Raw genomic sequence first — 15,340 nt, 5'->3', positions numbered from 1 at the left:
TCGGCGGCTGGTACCCCGTATTTGGTTCAAAGTCGCTACGCTAGAGCTACAACATCATCGAGTGGGAGGCAGCAATGGCGGTTCGGCCGGGCAATGACAGTCCGCCTGCGGCAAGTACGCTGCAGCAACAAGCGCGTGACGCGGACAACCAGGTGGAATCGACCAGGCTCACAGCGCTGCTGCAGCCCACCGTCGAGCAGCACGGGCTCTTCCTTGAGGCCGTGGAGATCAAGTCCGCTGGATCGGAACGCATGGTCAACGTGGTTGTTGACCTGCCGGAAGATCAGACCGGCAGCGTCAACCTCGACCTGATATCCGACGTCGCACACGACGTCTCACTGGCCATGGATGCAGACACGCATGACCACGGGCGGCCCTACAGCCTTGAGGTTTCCTCACCGGGTGTGTCCCGACCGCTCACAGAGCCCCGCCACTGGCGCCGGAACGTGGGCCGCATGGTCACTGTCCGCCAGCTCAAAGGGGACGACATTACCGGGCGGCTTCTGGAAGTCAGCGGGGACAGCGTCCGGCTAACCCCCCAGATCCCGGTGAAGAAGGGGATGAAGCCGAAGACCGGCGACCCCCTGACCCTGCCTCTTGCGGGCATCCGCAAAGGCACCGTGCAGGTTGAGTTCGCGCACCTGGACGACACGCACCCAGATGAATCGCCTCTTGACGACAGCGGGGACGAGGGCACCTTCGACGATTCCCGCCCCACCACCATCACACCCACAGCTTCGGAGAACTAAATGGATATTGATATGAGTGCGCTCAGGCTGCTGGAGCGAGAACGGGAGATCCCGTTGGAGCTCCTGATCCCCACCATCGAGCAGGCACTGCTGGTCGCGTACCACAAGACCGCGGGATCGCAGGATACCGCGCGCGCTGAACTGGATCGCAAGAGCGGACACGTCACCATCTGGGCGACCGAGACCGACGACGACGGCGCCCCGGTCGGCGAGTTTGATGACACCCCCACGGGCTTCGGCAGGATTGCGGCGAGCACCGCGCGGCAGATCATTCTCCAGCGCCTCCGTGATGCGGAAGATGACAACATCCTGGGCGAGTTCCGCGGGAAAGAGGGCGAGCTGGTCGCAGGGATGATCCAGCAGGGCACCAACCCGCACATGATCCAGGTCAACCTCGGATCGGTGGAGGCGCTGCTTCCACCACCCGAGCAGGTGCCGGGGGAGAAGTACCTGCACGGCGCGCGGTTGCGTGCCTTCGTCGTCGACGTTCACCGCGGCATGAAGGGTCCCTCAATCACCCTGTCCCGGTCGCATCCGGGATTGGTCCGGAAACTGTTCGAACTGGAAGTACCCGAGATCGCCGACCACACGGTCGAAATTGTCGCGCTGGCCCGCGAGGCCGGGCACCGCACCAAGATCGCGGTGAAAGCAAAGGTTCCAGGCGTGAACGCCAAGGGTGCCTGCATTGGTGAGATGGGTTCCCGTGTCCGGGCGGTCATGAACGAGCTCAACGACGAAAAGATCGACATCGTCGACTACAGCGACGATCCAGCCACCTTCATTGCCAGTTCGTTGTCGCCCTCACGCGTCTCGTCGGTCACCATCACCGACGAGAGCACCCGGTCAGCGCGGGTGGTGGTACCCGATTACCAGCTGTCGCTGGCTATCGGCAAAGAGGGTCAGAACGCTCGACTGGCAGCGAAACTGACCGGGTGGCGGATCGACATTGTGTCCGACGCCGTCAAGGCCTGAAGACCGGGTAGTGCTGCCAATGCGGCCTTGCCTGCCGAAAAGAGCTAGAATGGAAGAGGCTTAGGTCATTGCCATCCCAACGTGCCGCGATCAGAACGTGCGTCGGTTGCCGGAAACGTGATGACCAGGCTGTTTTGCTGCGGTTGGTGAGAGGAAATCCGGACGGCTCCAACGTCGTCGTGATTGATGATCGCCGCCGACTCTCCGGTAGAGGTGCGTGGTTGCACCCCACGCCGGCGTGCCTGGAGCAGGCCCTCAAGAGGGGTGCTTTCAACCGAGCCTTTCGGGGTCAGGTTGACCCTCGCGAAGTCGAGGACCGGCTCCACACACTCAAGGAAGCTTCGCTACGGAGCCACCCTAAAGAAACCGTCCCCCCTGAAAGCGGGTCAGAAAACTGATGGATTCCCGATGAGTACCCAGCGATGAGTGCCCAACGATGAACAATCTGTTGAGCTTTGCAATCGGATTTTCAGTTGCCCCGGCGGCTGTGGTCTGCAGTAGGAAATAGTTGGTTCGTGCCTGACTCGGTGCGGACCGAGACAGGAGAAATGTGGCTAAGGTCCGCGTACACGAGCTCGCCAAAGAGCTCGGAATTACTTCGAAAGATGCAGTAGCCAAGCTGCAGGAACTGGGCGAATTCGTCCGTTCCGCCTCGTCAACAATCGAGGCACCCGTCGTGAAGAAACTTCGCGGCGCTTTCCCGGCAGCACCCGCTGCCGCACCCGCAGCAGCAGCCAAGCCTGCCGCTGATCCGGCGCCCGCCAAGGCCGCGCCGGCACCTGCAGCAAGCCCAGCGGCTTCCACCCCTGCCCCGCCGAAGTCAGCCTCACCGGCTACTCCCGGTCCGAAGGCACCGGAGAAGGACCGCAAGGACACCCCCGCAGCCACCCCCGAACCAGCCGCCGCCCCGGCAGCGGCCCCGGCGGCTCCAGCAGCTGCTGAGCCAACAGCCCCGGAAGCCTCGTCGGCAGCCAAGCCGGGCGCACGCCCGGCACCCAAGCCGGCCGAGGCGCAGGCTCCTGCCGCGCGTTCCGGTTCGGCGGCCCGACCCGGTGCTCCCCGACCAGGCAACAACCCGTTCGCACCCTCGCAGGGCATGCCCCGCTCGGGTCGCGGCGACGGCGACCGCTCCGGCGGACCCCGCCCCGGCAACAACCCCTTTGCGCCATCCCAGGGCATGCCGCGTCCGGGACGCCGTGACGACGCGGCCGGCCAGCGGCCAGCCGCTGGTGCTGGCGGACCCCGCCCGGCAACCGGTGCTGGTGGCCCACGGCCAGCGGCAGGCTCGGCGCGTCCGGGCGGTCCCCGTCCGGCAGCTGGCGCACCAGGATCACGTCCAACGCCGGGCATGATGCCCAACCGCACCGAACGCCCAGCGGCCCCAGGCCGTGGCGGCGCGGCGCGCCCAGGTGGCGGACCAGGCCGTGGCGGCCCAGGTGGCGCACCCGGTGCCGGTGGCGGCGCACCCGCCGGCGGCGGCTTCGGCAAGGGCGGTCGCGGACGCGGCGGCACTGCCGGTGCTTTCGGTAAGGGCGGCGCAGGACGCGGCAAGCAGCGCAAGTCGAAGCGTGCAAAGCGTCAGGAACTGGAGCAGATGTCAGCTCCGTCCCTGGGCGGCGTCAGCGTACCCCGCGGCGACGGCAACACTGTTGTCCGGTTGCGTCGTGGCTCCTCACTCTCCGAGTTCGCCGAGAAGATAGATGCGAACCCGGCGGCACTGGTCACGGTCCTGTTCCACCTTGGTGAAATGGCGACCGCCACCCAGTCCCTCGACGAAGGCACCTTCGAGGTGCTCGGCACGGAACTGGGTTACAAGATCCAGGTCGTTTCGCCGGAGGACGAGGAGCGCGAGCTGCTCGGCAACTTCGACATCGACATCGACGCCGAACTCGAAGCCGAGGGTGACACCCAGCTGGAGGCCCGTCCTCCAGTGGTCACCGTCATGGGCCACGTCGACCACGGTAAGACGCGCCTGCTGGATGCGATCCGCAAGTCGAACGTCGTCGAAGGCGAGCACGGCGGCATCACCCAGCACATCGGTGCCTACCAGATCGACCACGAGCATGAGGGCACCGAGCGCGCCATCACGTTCATTGACACCCCCGGCCACGAGGCGTTCACCGCCATGCGTGCCCGTGGTGCCAAGGTCACCGACATCGCGGTCCTGGTTGTCGCGGCCGACGACGGCGTCATGCCCCAGACGGTTGAGGCACTGAACCACGCCCAGGCGGCCAACGTGCCGATCGTCGTCGCAGTGAACAAGATCGACCGCGAAGGGGCCAACCCCGACAAGGTCAAGGGTCAGCTCACCGAGTACGGTCTGGTCCCCGAGGAATACGGTGGCGACACCATGTTCGTCCACGTGTCGGCGCTCAAGGGTGAAGGCATCGACGAACTGCTCGAAGCTGTCCTCTTGACCGCTGACGCTGCACTCGACATGCGGGCCAACCCGAACAAGGACGCCCGCGGTATCGCCATCGAAGCCAACCTGGACAAGGGCCGCGGTGCTGTTGCAACCGTGCTGGTCCAGTCCGGAACGCTGAACGTCGGCGACACGATCGTCGCCGGTGTGGCGCACGGACGTGTCCGGGCGATGTTCAACGAGGACGGCGACAACGTCATGGTCGCAGGACCATCCCGCCCCGTTCAGGTGCTGGGCCTCTCGACGGTGCCGCGCGCCGGTGACACCTTCCTGGTGACACCTGACGAGCGGACCGGCCGCCAGATCGCCGAGAAGCGTGAAGCAGCCGACCGTAACGCAGCCCTGGCGAAGCGCCGCAAGCGCATCAGCCTCGAGGACTTCGACCAGGCCGTCGCAGACGGCAAGGTCGACACCCTCAACCTCATCCTCAAGGGCGACGTCTCCGGTGCTGTCGAAGCACTCGAAGATTCTCTGCTCAAGATCGATGTGGGCGATGGAGTTGCGCTGCGGGTCATCCACCGTGGCGTCGGCGCCATCACGCAGAACGACGTCAACCTGGCCACCGTGGACTCGGCGATCATCATCGGGTTCAACGTCCGGCCAGCCGAGCGGGTGGCAGACCTTGCCGACCGCGAAGGTGTCGACCTGCGCTTCTACTCGGTCATCTACGCAGCAATCGATGACATTGAGGCAGCACTCAAGGGCATGCTCAAGCCCGAGTACGAAGAAGCGCAACTCGGAACCGCAGAGATCCGGGAAGTCTTCAGGTCCTCGAAGTTCGGCAACATTGCCGGATCGATCGTCCGCTCCGGTGTCATCCGCAGGAACTCCAAGGCACGTCTGGTCCGCGACGGGACGGTTGTCGGCGACAACCTCACGGTCGAGTCTCTACGTCGCTTCAAGGACGATGCCACCGAGGTCCGCACGGACTTCGAGTGTGGTATCGGCCTCGGGTCCTTCAATGACGTCAAGGAAGGCGACATTGTCGAGACCTACGAGATGCGCGAGAAGCCGCGCGTCTAGGTTGTTGAAGTTGTGGGCGGGCGCCCCGGGATCCGGGGCGCCTTTGCCCATTTCGCTGCTGGGGCCGCAGGAGAAATCCGGCGGCCCTTGCCCACTTCGCGCCCGCACTCTGGACTTGGTGTTTAGTTTTCCGGTCGGCGGGCGCTCAGACGCCCACCAACCATGGGCTGCCGGATTTCTCCAACGGCTCGGGTTGGGCGTCTGGCCCGGCCGCCGGATATCGACGACGGCCGCGCGTCACAGATTGCGCGATTTGATCGCCCGGTAGCCAACCATGGCGTTCCCGGGCGTCCCTGAAGTACCCGTTTTAGTAATTGTTTAGGCAAGAGGAGTTAGTTATGGCAGATCCGGCACGGGCTTCACGGCTCGCCCAACGGATTAAGGTAATTGTCGCTGAGGCTCTGCGCCGCCGGGTCAAGGATCCACGGCTCGAGGCCGTGACCATCACGGATGCACGGGTCACCAACGACCTCCAGCACGCGACCCTGTACTACACGGTCTTCGGCGATGCAGACGAGCAGGCTGCCACCCGCACCGCCCTCGAGTCGGCCCGCGGTGTGCTGCGGTCAGAGGTGGGACGGAACATCACCGCCCGCCTGACGCCGACCCTCGAATTCGTTCCCGACGAAATCCCGGTCAACGCGAGCCATCTCGAAGAGCTGCTGCGGACTGCCCGGGAGCGTGACGCGGAAGTTGCCGCGATCGCCCAGGGCGCAAAGTTCGCGGGGGACGCGGACCCGTACCGCAAACCGGACGAGGACGACGACGAGGCTGAGCCGGCGAATCCCGACGCCGCCAAGTAGGTCAGTACACATTAGGCCAGTACACACGGGAGGGCGGGTCCGCAGCAGCGGACCCGCCCTCCCGGCGTTAACACTGGTTGAATTCCTGCTGGTCAGTCCTGGTTGGCGTCGGCCGTGTCACCGGTCGGTTCCTGCCCGGACGGGTACCAGCCGTGTCCGCCGTTGAGCTTCACCTTGATCACCTTCCCGTCGGGAGGTGTCCCTTCTCCGGGGAGGACATCGGTGGTGGCGTACAGGGTCGACCCCCGCAGCTCGACCTCTGCGGGCAGGGGGACCTCCAGCAGCGGCTGCGCCGTTGACGATCCACGGGGGATGACCGAAATCCGGTTCGCGAACAGCTCAGCCACGTAGATGTTCCCGCCCCCGTCCACTGCCACCCCGGTGGGGGTGACCAGCCCGGTAGCCACCTGGGTGGCGGTGCCCTTCCACAGGTTGACGGCGAACACGGAGCCGAGGGCTCCGAGCGACGGATCCTCCGGCCCGCCGGGTAGCGAGGTCACATAGAGCTTGCCGTTCCACCCGATCTCGATGTCAGTGGGCACCGGTTCCAGGTAGTAGGTGGAGCCCACAGCGCACGGATCGAGTCCGAGCGCCGCCGCCCGTTCCTCGTTGATTTCGAGGGGGATTGCGGGCAGGACCGCGACGGTGGACACCTTGCCCCACCGGTCAACCCTGAAGATCGCATTGGCTCCAGCATCCGCTACGAGTACCTGGGAGCCGAGGGCCACGGTGGCATAGGGGTTGGAATCCTGGGCTCCGGGGTACCGTGCGAAGGGACCCAGATTGACCTGTGCGGCCAGGCACTCCTCGTCCAGGTCCCTGAACCCGTAGATGGTGCCGCCGTCAGGATTCGCCGCACGTTCATACGCGGCGATGTCGGTGATGGTCCTGACCTTGCCGCGCCTGTCAATGGACTTCAGAAGGGACTCGTTGGCTGCCGGTATGCCCTCACCCGCGCCAACAGTCATCGTGTAATAGGTGGTTCCCCCGAAGCGGGACACCGAGCCTGAGAAGTAGCCGGGCATGGCATCGAGTTGCTGGATCGAACCATCCGCCGCGATGCGGTCGACGGTCCCGCCGAAGGACTGGGCGACGTCGAACGATTTCCCAGGTCCGAGGGCGAGCCGCAGGGGCGACAGGAGGCCATCGGCCAGGGTGGTGGTCTTACCCGGTGTGGGGAGGGGTTTGCTGTATCCCCAGGAATGCGCGGGGCCGGCTCCGAGCCCCAGGGTCGCCGCGAGTGCAATGGATGCGAGCGCGGCGGAGGTTGCTTTTTTCACGGTGTATCTCCTCAACATTGACGAAAGTGACAACGTGAGACCTTTTTCCGGCGAGAACGCCGCGCGCCCCATGCCCCCAAATCGTCCGCCTAAGCGTCATTCTGGGACGGTAGACCACCGAAACATTCACAGGATAGACCCAGTCAACTTTGATGTAAATGTCAGCCAGAAACTGAGCTGGTTCTAGTCGTGGTGGCGTGGTGGGCGGCCAGGGAGTCGCGACAGACCCTCCACCAGCTCATCGGTATCGCCACACAGCGAGATGCGAATCCACCCTTCACCTATCGAACCGAAGGCGGTGCCCGGAGCGACCGCAACACCCTGCTCCCTCAGCAGCCGGTGCACCCAGTCCCTGACGTTTCCGTCGGTGGCGTGGGAGAGGTCGGCCCACAGGTAGAACGCGCCCTGCGCGTCGAGGAAGTCGATTCCCAGCGCTGCCAGGACCGCCGACGCAGCGTCCCGATTGCGGCGGTAATGCTCCAGCGCGGTGGCGACATAGTCCTGGGGCCCGGTCAGGGCCGCCAGGGCCGAATACTGCGAGGACGCCGCAACGCAGGAGACGATCGATTCCATGACATTGTCCAGACGCTGCTGCATCCCCGGCGGGGTGATCAACGCACCAACCCGGATCCCGGTCAGTCCGTACGTCTTGGACAGGGTCACCGAGGTGAAGACCCGCGCCGAGGAATCTATCGGGCAGTCAGCCGACCCGTCAGCGGATCCCGACCCATCAAAGCGTGCTGGGCTGACGTGGGGCACATCGTAGGTGAACGACTCGTAGCACTCGTCGGAAATGACCCACAGGTCATGCGCCCGGGCGAACTCCATCAGCGCCCGGGTCAGGTCCTCGCTGAACACCGCGCCCAGTGGGTTGGACGGCGAATTGAGGACCAGCACCCGGGTACGGGGCCCGACGAGCCGCTCCAGGTCCTCAACCCGTGGCTGGAACCCGTGCCCGGCGTGGAGCGGGTACTCCACCGGGACCGCATGGAGCAGGCGGGCTGTCATCCCGAACGTGGGGTACCCGGGGTTCGGAATCAGGACTTCATCCCCGACCCCGAGCAACAGGCTCATCGCCAGGTGTAGGCCCTGCTGCGCGCCGGCCGTCACGTACACTCGCGCCGGATCCACGTCGACTGAATTCTGGTCGCCGAACCGCTTGGCGAAGGCTTCCCGCAGCGGTGCGATGCCGGCGTTGGGTGTGTAGTTCGTCTCATCCCGGTCAAGCGCGGCCATCCCCGCCTCCAGCACATGCCGCGCCACCGCGAACCCTGGTTCGCCGATACTGAGGACGATCGCGCCGGGGGTGGCCCAGGCGGCCTGCGTGATTTCGCGGATCTGGTTCGGTGGCAGCGCAGCGGCGTGGGTCGAGATGTTCGGCATGGGCCTAGCGTATCGCCGCCAGGGTGGGCTGGCCGCCGACGACCCGGCGGCGCAGCCGCTCCCTATCCGTCCCGGTGGGCTCCGCCGCCGGACGGTGGCCCACTACATCCCGCCTATACTGAGAGGCGTGAATTCCGGGCAAGTCCACTCAGGACTGATTATCGTGGACAAGCCTCAGGGCTGGACCAGCCATGACGTGGTGAGCAAGATGAGGCGGCTCGCGGGAACCCGGAAGGTGGGCCACGCGGGCACCCTCGACCCGATGGCGACAGGGGTGCTGGTGGTCGGCATCAACCGCGCGACCCGGCTGCTGACCTTTGTGGTGGGCACCTCGAAGACCTACACGGCCACCATCAGGCTCGGCCAGTCAACAGTGACCGACGATGCCGAGGGCGACGTCGTCACCACCACCTCGGCCGCCGATATCACTGGCGAGGCCATTCGCGCAGGAGTTGCGGCCCTCACCGGCGACATCGAACAGGTTCCCAGCAGCGTGAGCGCCATCAAGGTCAAGGGTCAGCGCGCCTATACCCGGGTCCGCTCCGGCGAGGACGTTGTCCTCGCGGCCCGTCCCGTGACCATCCACCGGTTCGAGCTTCACGACATGCGGACCGTGACAGACCCGGACGCCGATGAGACCTTGCTGGACCTCGATGTCACCGTCGAATGCAGTTCCGGCACCTACATCCGCGCCCTGGCCCGTGACCTGGGCCGGGCGCTCGGGGTCGGCGGCCACCTGACCGCGCTCCGGCGCACCCAGGTGGGGCCCTACTCTTTGGACCAGGCTTCCACCCTCGAGGAACTCGCCACCGACCTGCGGCTCCTCCCTATCAACGACGCGGCACGGGTCCTGTTCACCCCGCGGGAACTCTCCGCTGGCGAGGCGCTCGACCTGTCCCACGGACGGTTTATCCCGGCCGGGGACGACGGCGGTCCGGTGGCGGCGTTCGCTCCCGACGGCACCCTGGTTGCCCTGCTGAAAAACTCGGCCGACCGGGCGCGCCCCCTGCTGGTCTTCGCCCCCGGCAACGAGACCTCCGCCGGTGAGAACGGCACTGCCTCCGACGGGAACAGCGCAACCGCCGGCGAGAACGGCACCCCCTCATGATCGTGGACGGGTTTTTCATTGCCGGCGTGATCGTTTGCGTGGTCTCGGCGGTCATCTGCTTCGGCGCGGCGGCGATCCGGCAGCCGCCCAACGACGTCACCATCCTCTCTGTCGCTGCCGTCGAACTGTTCCTGCTGGTCTACGGTGTGGCAGCCATCATCAGGCAGACCGGTGGCGAGCCGATTGCCGGGGAGACCTGGGAGTTCTGGGGCTACCTCCTCACCGCGCTGTGTATCCCGCTGGCCGGGTTCTGGTGGGCCATCCTGGAGCGCAGCCGATGGAGCAACGTGGTACTCGGCGCCGTCGGGATCACCGTCTTCGTTATGCTGTTCCGGATGGAACAGATCTGGGACCGGGTGCCCCTGTGAGCACGCGCCGCACTGAAACGTCCCCGGTAGGGCCCTCTCGTCACCGCAACAGCGGTCCGGGTCGCCTACTGATTGCCGTCTACGGTATTTTCGCCCTCGCGGCAACCGCACGGGCCGTCTTCCAGATCAGCACCAAGTTCGCCGAAGCCCCGCTGGCTTACCTCCTGACCGCCCTCGCGGCCGGCGTGTATGTCCTCGCCACGGTGTCCCTGGCGATGCCCGGGCGGCGTTGGTACTGGATCTCGGTGGGCGCGGTCGGCCTGGAACTGGTCGGTGTGCTGACCATCGGGCTGTTCAGCCTCCTTGACCCCGAGGCGTTCCCCAACGACACGGTCTGGTCGCTCTTTGGACGCGGGTACGGCTTCGTTCCCCTGCTCCTGCCGGTGCTGGGGCTCTGGTGGCTCTATCTCAACCGGCGCGGGCGGGCAGCTGAACCCGCCACCGAGCGGGCCAGCCCCACTGCGTGAGAGTATGTCAGCAGCACACAGATTTCACCTTCGACCAGTAGCGGCACATCCATAAGGGAGCCTCATGTCCAGCCCAGAGAATCACCCCACCGGCAATCCACAGGACAGCACCCGTCCAGGCTCCGGCAGCAAGCCGTCCAGTCCAGCGGCTGGTCAGTCACGCCCTGCTGGGAGCCAGCCGGCCCCCGGTCAGTCACGCCCTGCTGGGAGCCAGCCGAGCCCCGCCCCCGGAGCATCGTCCCGGACCGCTACGCCGTCGTCGGATCCGAAAACGGCTGCGAAGAGCTCGAAGAAGGCCACCAAACCCAAGTCGGCCAAGGGGGAGTGGGGCGTCTTCCGGACAGTCGTCGTCCTGGTCGGGCTGATCCTCGCCGGTTTCGGCGCGTACTACCTGATCACCGGGACCTCGGGCCTGCCCGACACCGATATTGGCACCCCCAGCCCCACCCTGGAAAGCCAGTTCCGGTTCTTCGCCGCGATGATGGTGGGTGTTGGTGCCGCGTTCATCACCATCGGTGTGAAGTTCGAATGGGCGAACATGCTGTGGATGGTCTGCCTGATGGTCTTCATCGGCGGGATTGGCCGCGTCCTGTCCTGGGCATTCTCCGGGACCCCGCACTACATGATGATCATCCTGATGGTCATCGAACTCGCTTTCCCGGCCGCCCTGCTGGTCTGGCACCGGTACATCGCGAAGACCACTGAAATCCGCAACGAGTACGCCGCCCGCGGCTAATCAGCCCACGGGCGGCACGCTGTGCCGGCGCACTGCCGGGCAGCACTGAACGAAGAAACGAAAGAGGAGATGCGTGTACTACTGGAATGACCTGACCAGTGTTCCGAATGGTTTTGGTCCATCTGTGGTCACCATCGGCAACTTCGACGGCGTCCACATCGGGCACCAGCGGGTGTTGCAGCACCTGGTTGCAGCGGCGGAGTCGCACCATGCCGCGGCGGTGGTGGTGTCCTTCGAACCGCACCCGGCAAAGGTCCACCGCCCGGATCAGGCGCCCGAGCTCATCATGGGCCTCGAGGACCGGATTGAAACCCTCGCCACCACCGGCATCCAGGCATTGGTCATGATGCACTACACGCTGGAACTGGCGGCAAACACCCCCGAGGAGTTTGTCACCAAGGTCTTCGTCGACGCCCTGGACGCACGGGCAGTCGTGGTGGGACGGGACGTCAGGTTTGGCCGTGACAACAGCGGTGACCTGGACACCATGCGGGAACTCGGCGCGAAGCTCGGCTTCGAAGTGATCGTCATCGACGACTTCGGTGCCAGCCCCACCGAACCCACCGAGGCCGACGGCGACCGGCGCTGCTCCTCCACCTGGGTCCGCGAAGCGCTGGAGGACGGCGACGTCGCCACGGCGGCACGGATCCTCGGGCGTCCGCACCGGATGCGGGGAGAAGTGGTGCACGGTGCCGCCCGGGGGAGGGAGCTGGGCTACCCGACCGCCAACCTGTCCCCGGACTCCGGAGGCTACATTCCCGCTGACGGAATCTACGCCGGGTGGCTGCTGGATGAAGCGGGGACCCGCTGGCCGGCTGCCATCTCGGTGGGGTCGAACCCCACCTTCGAGGGCGTCAGCCGGCACGTTGAAGCCCACGTCATTGACCGGCCCCAGGAAGAGGTCTCCGACTTCGACCTGTACGGGCAGATCATCATCGTCGAGTTCACCCAGCGGCTCCGGGGAATGGTCGCCTACACCGGGCCCGAGGCGCTGATCGCACAAATGCACCTGGACGTCGTACGCACGCGCGAGGTCCTTTCGACAGAACAACACCACAGCAGGTAAACTCGAACGTGGATCCGGCTGCAGTCCGTGGTGGCTGGATCTTTCTGTGTCCATGGCTCGGCAGCGAAGCTCCAAGTGAATTTAGCTGCCGTGAAGACCAGGAAAATTGTTCACGGTACAACTCTAGGAGTTTATTGTGGCCCTTGACGCCGCTATCAAGCAGGAAATCATCAAGGAATATGCAACCGGGGAAGCCGATACCGGCTCACCTGAGGTGCAGATTGCTATGCTGTCCCGCCGTATTCTCGACCTGACCGAACACCTCAAGATGCACAAGCACGACCACCACACGCGTCGTGGCCTGCTCCTGATGGTTGGACGCCGTCGTCGTCTGCTGGACTACCTGCGCAAGACTGACATCACGCGCTACCGTACGCTCATCGAGCGTCTCGGCCTGCGCCGCTAGTAACACACGTGGGGCGGCGCCTTCCTTGAAGGGAAGGAGCCGCCTTCCACATGTGGCCACCGGCCACACGAACAACTCAACACATTGGAGCCAGGCAGGCACCGCGCATTCGCGGTCCTCGGTAGTGGTCTCCGGGAGCAGACGGCACGTCCAGCACACTTTGGTGCCGACGATGCGTGAGTTCCCGTGGATCTCGATCGAAGACCGGATGCGATACCCACCGCGAAGACGGTGGGCAGGTTCCGGCAAGGCTCGCTAAACAGAAACGGAGGTGACTCTCTATGGAGGGTCCCGAAATCCAATTCGCCGAAGCCGTTATTGACAACGGCCGGTTCGGCAAGCGCACCGTACGGTTCGAGACTGGCCGCCTTGCACAGCAGGCAGCTGGCGCCGCAATGGTGTACATCGACGAAGACACCGCACTCCTGTCAGCAACGACCGCTGGCAAGCACCCCCGCGAAGGCTTCGACTTCTTCCCCCTGACCGTCGACGTTGAAGAGCGCATGTACGCCGCAGGGCGTATCCCAGGTTCCTTCTTCCGCCGCGAAGGCCGCCCCTCCACCGAGGCGATCCTCGCCTGCCGGCTGATGGACCGCCCACTGCGCCCGGCGTTCGTGAAGGGCCTCCGCAACGAGGTCCAGATCGTCGTCACCGTTCTGGCGATCAACCCCGACGTGCGGTATGACGTCGTCGCAATCAACGCGGCGTCGATGTCCACGCAGCTCTCCGGCCTTCCCTTCTCCGGTCCCATCGGCGGTGTCCGCGTGGCACTCGTGTCCGACGGCAGCGGCGAAGACCAGTGGATTGCCTTCCCGAAGCACTCCGAGCTCGAGAACTCGGTCTTCGACATGGTCGTCGCCGGCCGCGTTGTCAGCGGACCCGAGGGCGACGACGTCGCCATCATGATGGTCGAGGCTGAAGCTACCGACAACTCGTGGAAGCTCATCAAGGAAGACGGTGCCACCGCACCGACCGAAGAGATCGTGGCCGATGGACTGGAAGCGGCAAAGCCGTACATCCGCGCCCTCTGTGACGCGCAGGCTGACCTTGCCGGCCGCGCCGCCAAGCCAACCGTCGACTTCCCGGTCTTCCTCGACTACCAGGACGACGTCTTCGCAGCAGTGGAGTCGGCAGCAGCAGCCAAGCTGACCGAGGTCTTCCAGATCGCTGACAAAAAGGAGCGCGACCTCGCCTCCGACGCACTCAAGGACAGCGTCACCGCTGACCTCGCCGGGCAGTTCGAAGGCCGCGAGAAGGAACTCTCAGCTGCTTTCCGCTCGGTCACCAAGAGCGTTGTCCGCCAGCGCATCCTCAAGGACCAGATCCGTATCGACGGCCGTGGCCTGAGCGACATCCGCCAGCTCACTGCCGAAGTTGAGGTGCTGCCCCGGGTCCACGGTTCGGCAATCTTCGAGCGCGGCGAAACCCAGATCATGGGCATCACCACGCTGAACATGCTCAAGATGGAACAGCAGATCGACTCGTTGTCGCCGGTAACGCGCAAGCGCTACATGCACAACTACAACTTCCCTCCCTACTCCACCGGTGAAACCGGCCGCGTCGGTTCGCCGAAGCGCCGCGAAATCGGTCACGGTGCCCTCGCAGAGCGTGCCCTCATGCCGGTTCTGCCGAGCCGTGAGGAATTCCCGTACGCCATCCGCCAGGTCTCCGAGGCGCTGAGCTCCAACGGCTCGACGTCGATGGGCTCGGTCTGTGCCTCAACCCTGTCGCTGCTGAACGCCGGTGTGCCCCTGAAGGCACCCGTCGCCGGTATCGCCATGGGCCTGGTGTCCGACGTCGTCGACGGTCAGACCCGCTACGCGGCGCTGACCGACATCCTCGGCGCCGAAGATGCTTTCGGTGACATGGACTTCAAGGTTGCCGGTACCGCCGAGTTCGTCACAGCGATCCAGCTGGACACCAAACTCGACGGCATCCCCGCCTCGGTGCTCGCCGCAGCACTGAAGCAGGCCCGCGAAGCCCGCCTGCACATCCTGGGTGTCCTTGAGGCAGCCATCGACGTGCCGGACGAGCTCTCCGAGTTCGCGCCACGCATCATCTCGGTGAAGATCCCGGTTGACAAGATCGGCGAGGTCATTGGCCCCAAGGGCAAGATGATCAACCAGATCCAGGAAGACACCGGCGCTGACATCTCCATTGAAGATGACGGCACCGTCCTGATCGGCGCCACCAACGGTGGTGCGGCCGAGGCTGCACGCGCCGCGGTGAACGCCATCGCCAACCCTCAGGTTCCTGAGATTGGCGAGCGGTACCTGGGTACGGTCGTCAAGACCACCACCTTCGGTGCCTTCGTCTCCCTGACCCCGGGCAAGGATGGGCTGCTCCACATCTCCGAGCTGCGCAAGCTGGCCAACGGCAAGCGCGTCGACAACGTCGACGACATTGTCTCGGTGGGCCAGAAGGTCCAGGTTGAAATCACCAAGATCGACGACCGCGGAAAGCTTTCGCTCTCCCCAGTGGTTGCCGACGACGCCGCCGCCGCCGACGATGCTTCGGCAGTCTCGGTCGGCTCAGCAGAGGGCGACGACAACTAACG

14 protein-coding genes are annotated in these 15,340 nt (G+C 65.2%); 12 read left to right on the top strand and 2 right to left on the bottom strand.

The window, feature by feature from the left end:
* The first annotated feature begins 74 nt into the window (after window positions 1-74).
* The 5 genes from rimP to rbfA all read left to right on the top strand — a co-directional run bounded on the left by rimP (window position 75) and on the right by rbfA (window position 5,969).
* The gene (gene rimP, locus H4V95_RS13215) at window positions 75-749 is read left to right on the top strand and encodes a ribosome maturation factor RimP (protein WP_209730847.1); all 675 of its coding nucleotides are present in this window, start codon (window positions 75-77) and stop codon (window positions 747-749) included.
* Window positions 750-1,721, top strand: coding sequence for a transcription termination factor NusA (nusA, locus tag H4V95_RS13210; protein ID WP_196866318.1), 972 nt, complete (start codon window positions 750-752; stop codon window positions 1,719-1,721).
* Between the two features lie 68 nt (window positions 1,722-1,789).
* The gene (locus tag H4V95_RS13205; protein ID WP_196866317.1) at window positions 1,790-2,119 is read left to right on the top strand and encodes a YlxR family protein; all 330 of its coding nucleotides are present in this window, start codon (window positions 1,790-1,792) and stop codon (window positions 2,117-2,119) included.
* A 152-nt stretch (window positions 2,120-2,271) separates the two neighbouring features.
* Window positions 2,272-5,166 (top strand): translation initiation factor IF-2, encoded by a 2,895-nt coding sequence (infB, locus tag H4V95_RS13200; protein ID WP_209730846.1) that lies wholly within the window; start codon window positions 2,272-2,274, stop codon window positions 5,164-5,166.
* 338 nt (window positions 5,167-5,504) lie between these two features.
* Window positions 5,505-5,969 carry a 30S ribosome-binding factor RbfA gene (rbfA, locus tag H4V95_RS13195; protein WP_196866315.1) on the top strand — a complete coding sequence of 155 codons (465 nt, stop codon included), beginning with the start codon at window positions 5,505-5,507 and terminating at the stop codon, window positions 5,967-5,969.
* 92 nt (window positions 5,970-6,061) lie between these two features.
* On the opposite strand, the gene H4V95_RS13190 is transcribed toward rbfA, so the two are convergent.
* Entirely contained in the window at window positions 6,062-7,249 is a 1,188-nt protein-coding gene (locus H4V95_RS13190) for a ScyD/ScyE family protein (RefSeq protein ID WP_209730845.1), read from the bottom strand.
* Window positions 7,250-7,432: 183 nt separating this feature from the next.
* Window positions 7,433-8,632, bottom strand: coding sequence for a pyridoxal phosphate-dependent aminotransferase (locus H4V95_RS13185; RefSeq protein ID WP_209730844.1), 1,200 nt, complete (start codon window positions 8,630-8,632; stop codon window positions 7,433-7,435).
* A 127-nt stretch (window positions 8,633-8,759) separates the two neighbouring features.
* Here H4V95_RS13185 and truB point away from each other — a divergent pair, with 127 nt between their 5' ends.
* The 7 genes from truB (at window position 8,760) to H4V95_RS13150 (ending at window position 15,338) form a co-directional block, all read left to right on the top strand.
* Entirely contained in the window at window positions 8,760-9,740 is a 981-nt protein-coding gene (gene truB / locus H4V95_RS13180; protein ID WP_312884037.1) for a tRNA pseudouridine(55) synthase TruB, read from the top strand.
* Window positions 9,737-10,108, top strand: a complete 372-nt coding sequence (locus H4V95_RS13175) for a hypothetical protein (protein WP_209730842.1) — start codon at window positions 9,737-9,739, stop codon at window positions 10,106-10,108. Before truB ends, H4V95_RS13175 begins: the two co-directional genes overlap by 4 nt.
* Window positions 10,105-10,575, top strand: coding sequence for a hypothetical protein (locus tag H4V95_RS13170; RefSeq protein ID WP_209730841.1), 471 nt, complete (start codon window positions 10,105-10,107; stop codon window positions 10,573-10,575). Before H4V95_RS13175 ends, H4V95_RS13170 begins: the two co-directional genes overlap by 4 nt.
* Before the next feature lie 64 nt (window positions 10,576-10,639).
* Window positions 10,640-11,311, top strand: a complete 672-nt coding sequence (locus H4V95_RS13165; protein WP_209730840.1) for a DUF4345 domain-containing protein — start codon at window positions 10,640-10,642, stop codon at window positions 11,309-11,311.
* A 73-nt stretch (window positions 11,312-11,384) separates the two neighbouring features.
* Window positions 11,385-12,377, top strand: coding sequence for a bifunctional riboflavin kinase/FAD synthetase (locus H4V95_RS13160; RefSeq protein ID WP_196866308.1), 993 nt, complete (start codon window positions 11,385-11,387; stop codon window positions 12,375-12,377).
* Window positions 12,378-12,513: 136 nt separating this feature from the next.
* Complete coding sequence (gene rpsO / locus H4V95_RS13155; protein ID WP_019483462.1) at window positions 12,514-12,783, top strand: 30S ribosomal protein S15; 270 nt, start codon at window positions 12,514-12,516, stop codon at window positions 12,781-12,783.
* A gap of 281 nt (window positions 12,784-13,064) precedes the next feature.
* Entirely contained in the window at window positions 13,065-15,338 is a 2,274-nt protein-coding gene (locus tag H4V95_RS13150; RefSeq protein WP_196866307.1) for a polyribonucleotide nucleotidyltransferase, read from the top strand.
* Window positions 15,339-15,340 lie beyond the last annotated feature (2 nt).

This window comes from Arthrobacter sp. CAN_C5, assembly GCF_017875735.1.
Taxonomy (GTDB): domain Bacteria; phylum Actinomycetota; class Actinomycetes; order Actinomycetales; family Micrococcaceae; genus Arthrobacter_D.
Note: the sequence above shows the minus strand (reverse complement) of the source record. Positions and strands in the feature narration are given on the sequence as shown.

Bases quoted from the DNA above. Each gene is read 5' to 3' on its own strand.
- H4V95_RS13185 (WP_209730844.1), bottom strand. From the start codon at position 8,632: ATGCCGAACATCTCGACCCACGCCGCTGCGCTGCCACCGAACCAGATC.
- H4V95_RS13165 (WP_209730840.1), top strand. From the start codon at position 10,640: ATGTCCAGCCCAGAGAATCACCCCACCGGCAATCCACAGGACAGCACC.
- H4V95_RS13175 (WP_209730842.1), top strand. From the start codon at position 9,737: ATGATCGTGGACGGGTTTTTCATTGCCGGCGTGATCGTTTGCGTGGTC.
- nusA (WP_196866318.1), top strand. From the start codon at position 750: ATGGATATTGATATGAGTGCGCTCAGGCTGCTGGAGCGAGAACGGGAG.
- rbfA (WP_196866315.1), top strand. From the start codon at position 5,505: ATGGCAGATCCGGCACGGGCTTCACGGCTCGCCCAACGGATTAAGGTA.
- H4V95_RS13150 (WP_196866307.1), top strand. From the start codon at position 13,065: ATGGAGGGTCCCGAAATCCAATTCGCCGAAGCCGTTATTGACAACGGC.
- rimP (WP_209730847.1), top strand. From the start codon at position 75: ATGGCGGTTCGGCCGGGCAATGACAGTCCGCCTGCGGCAAGTACGCTG.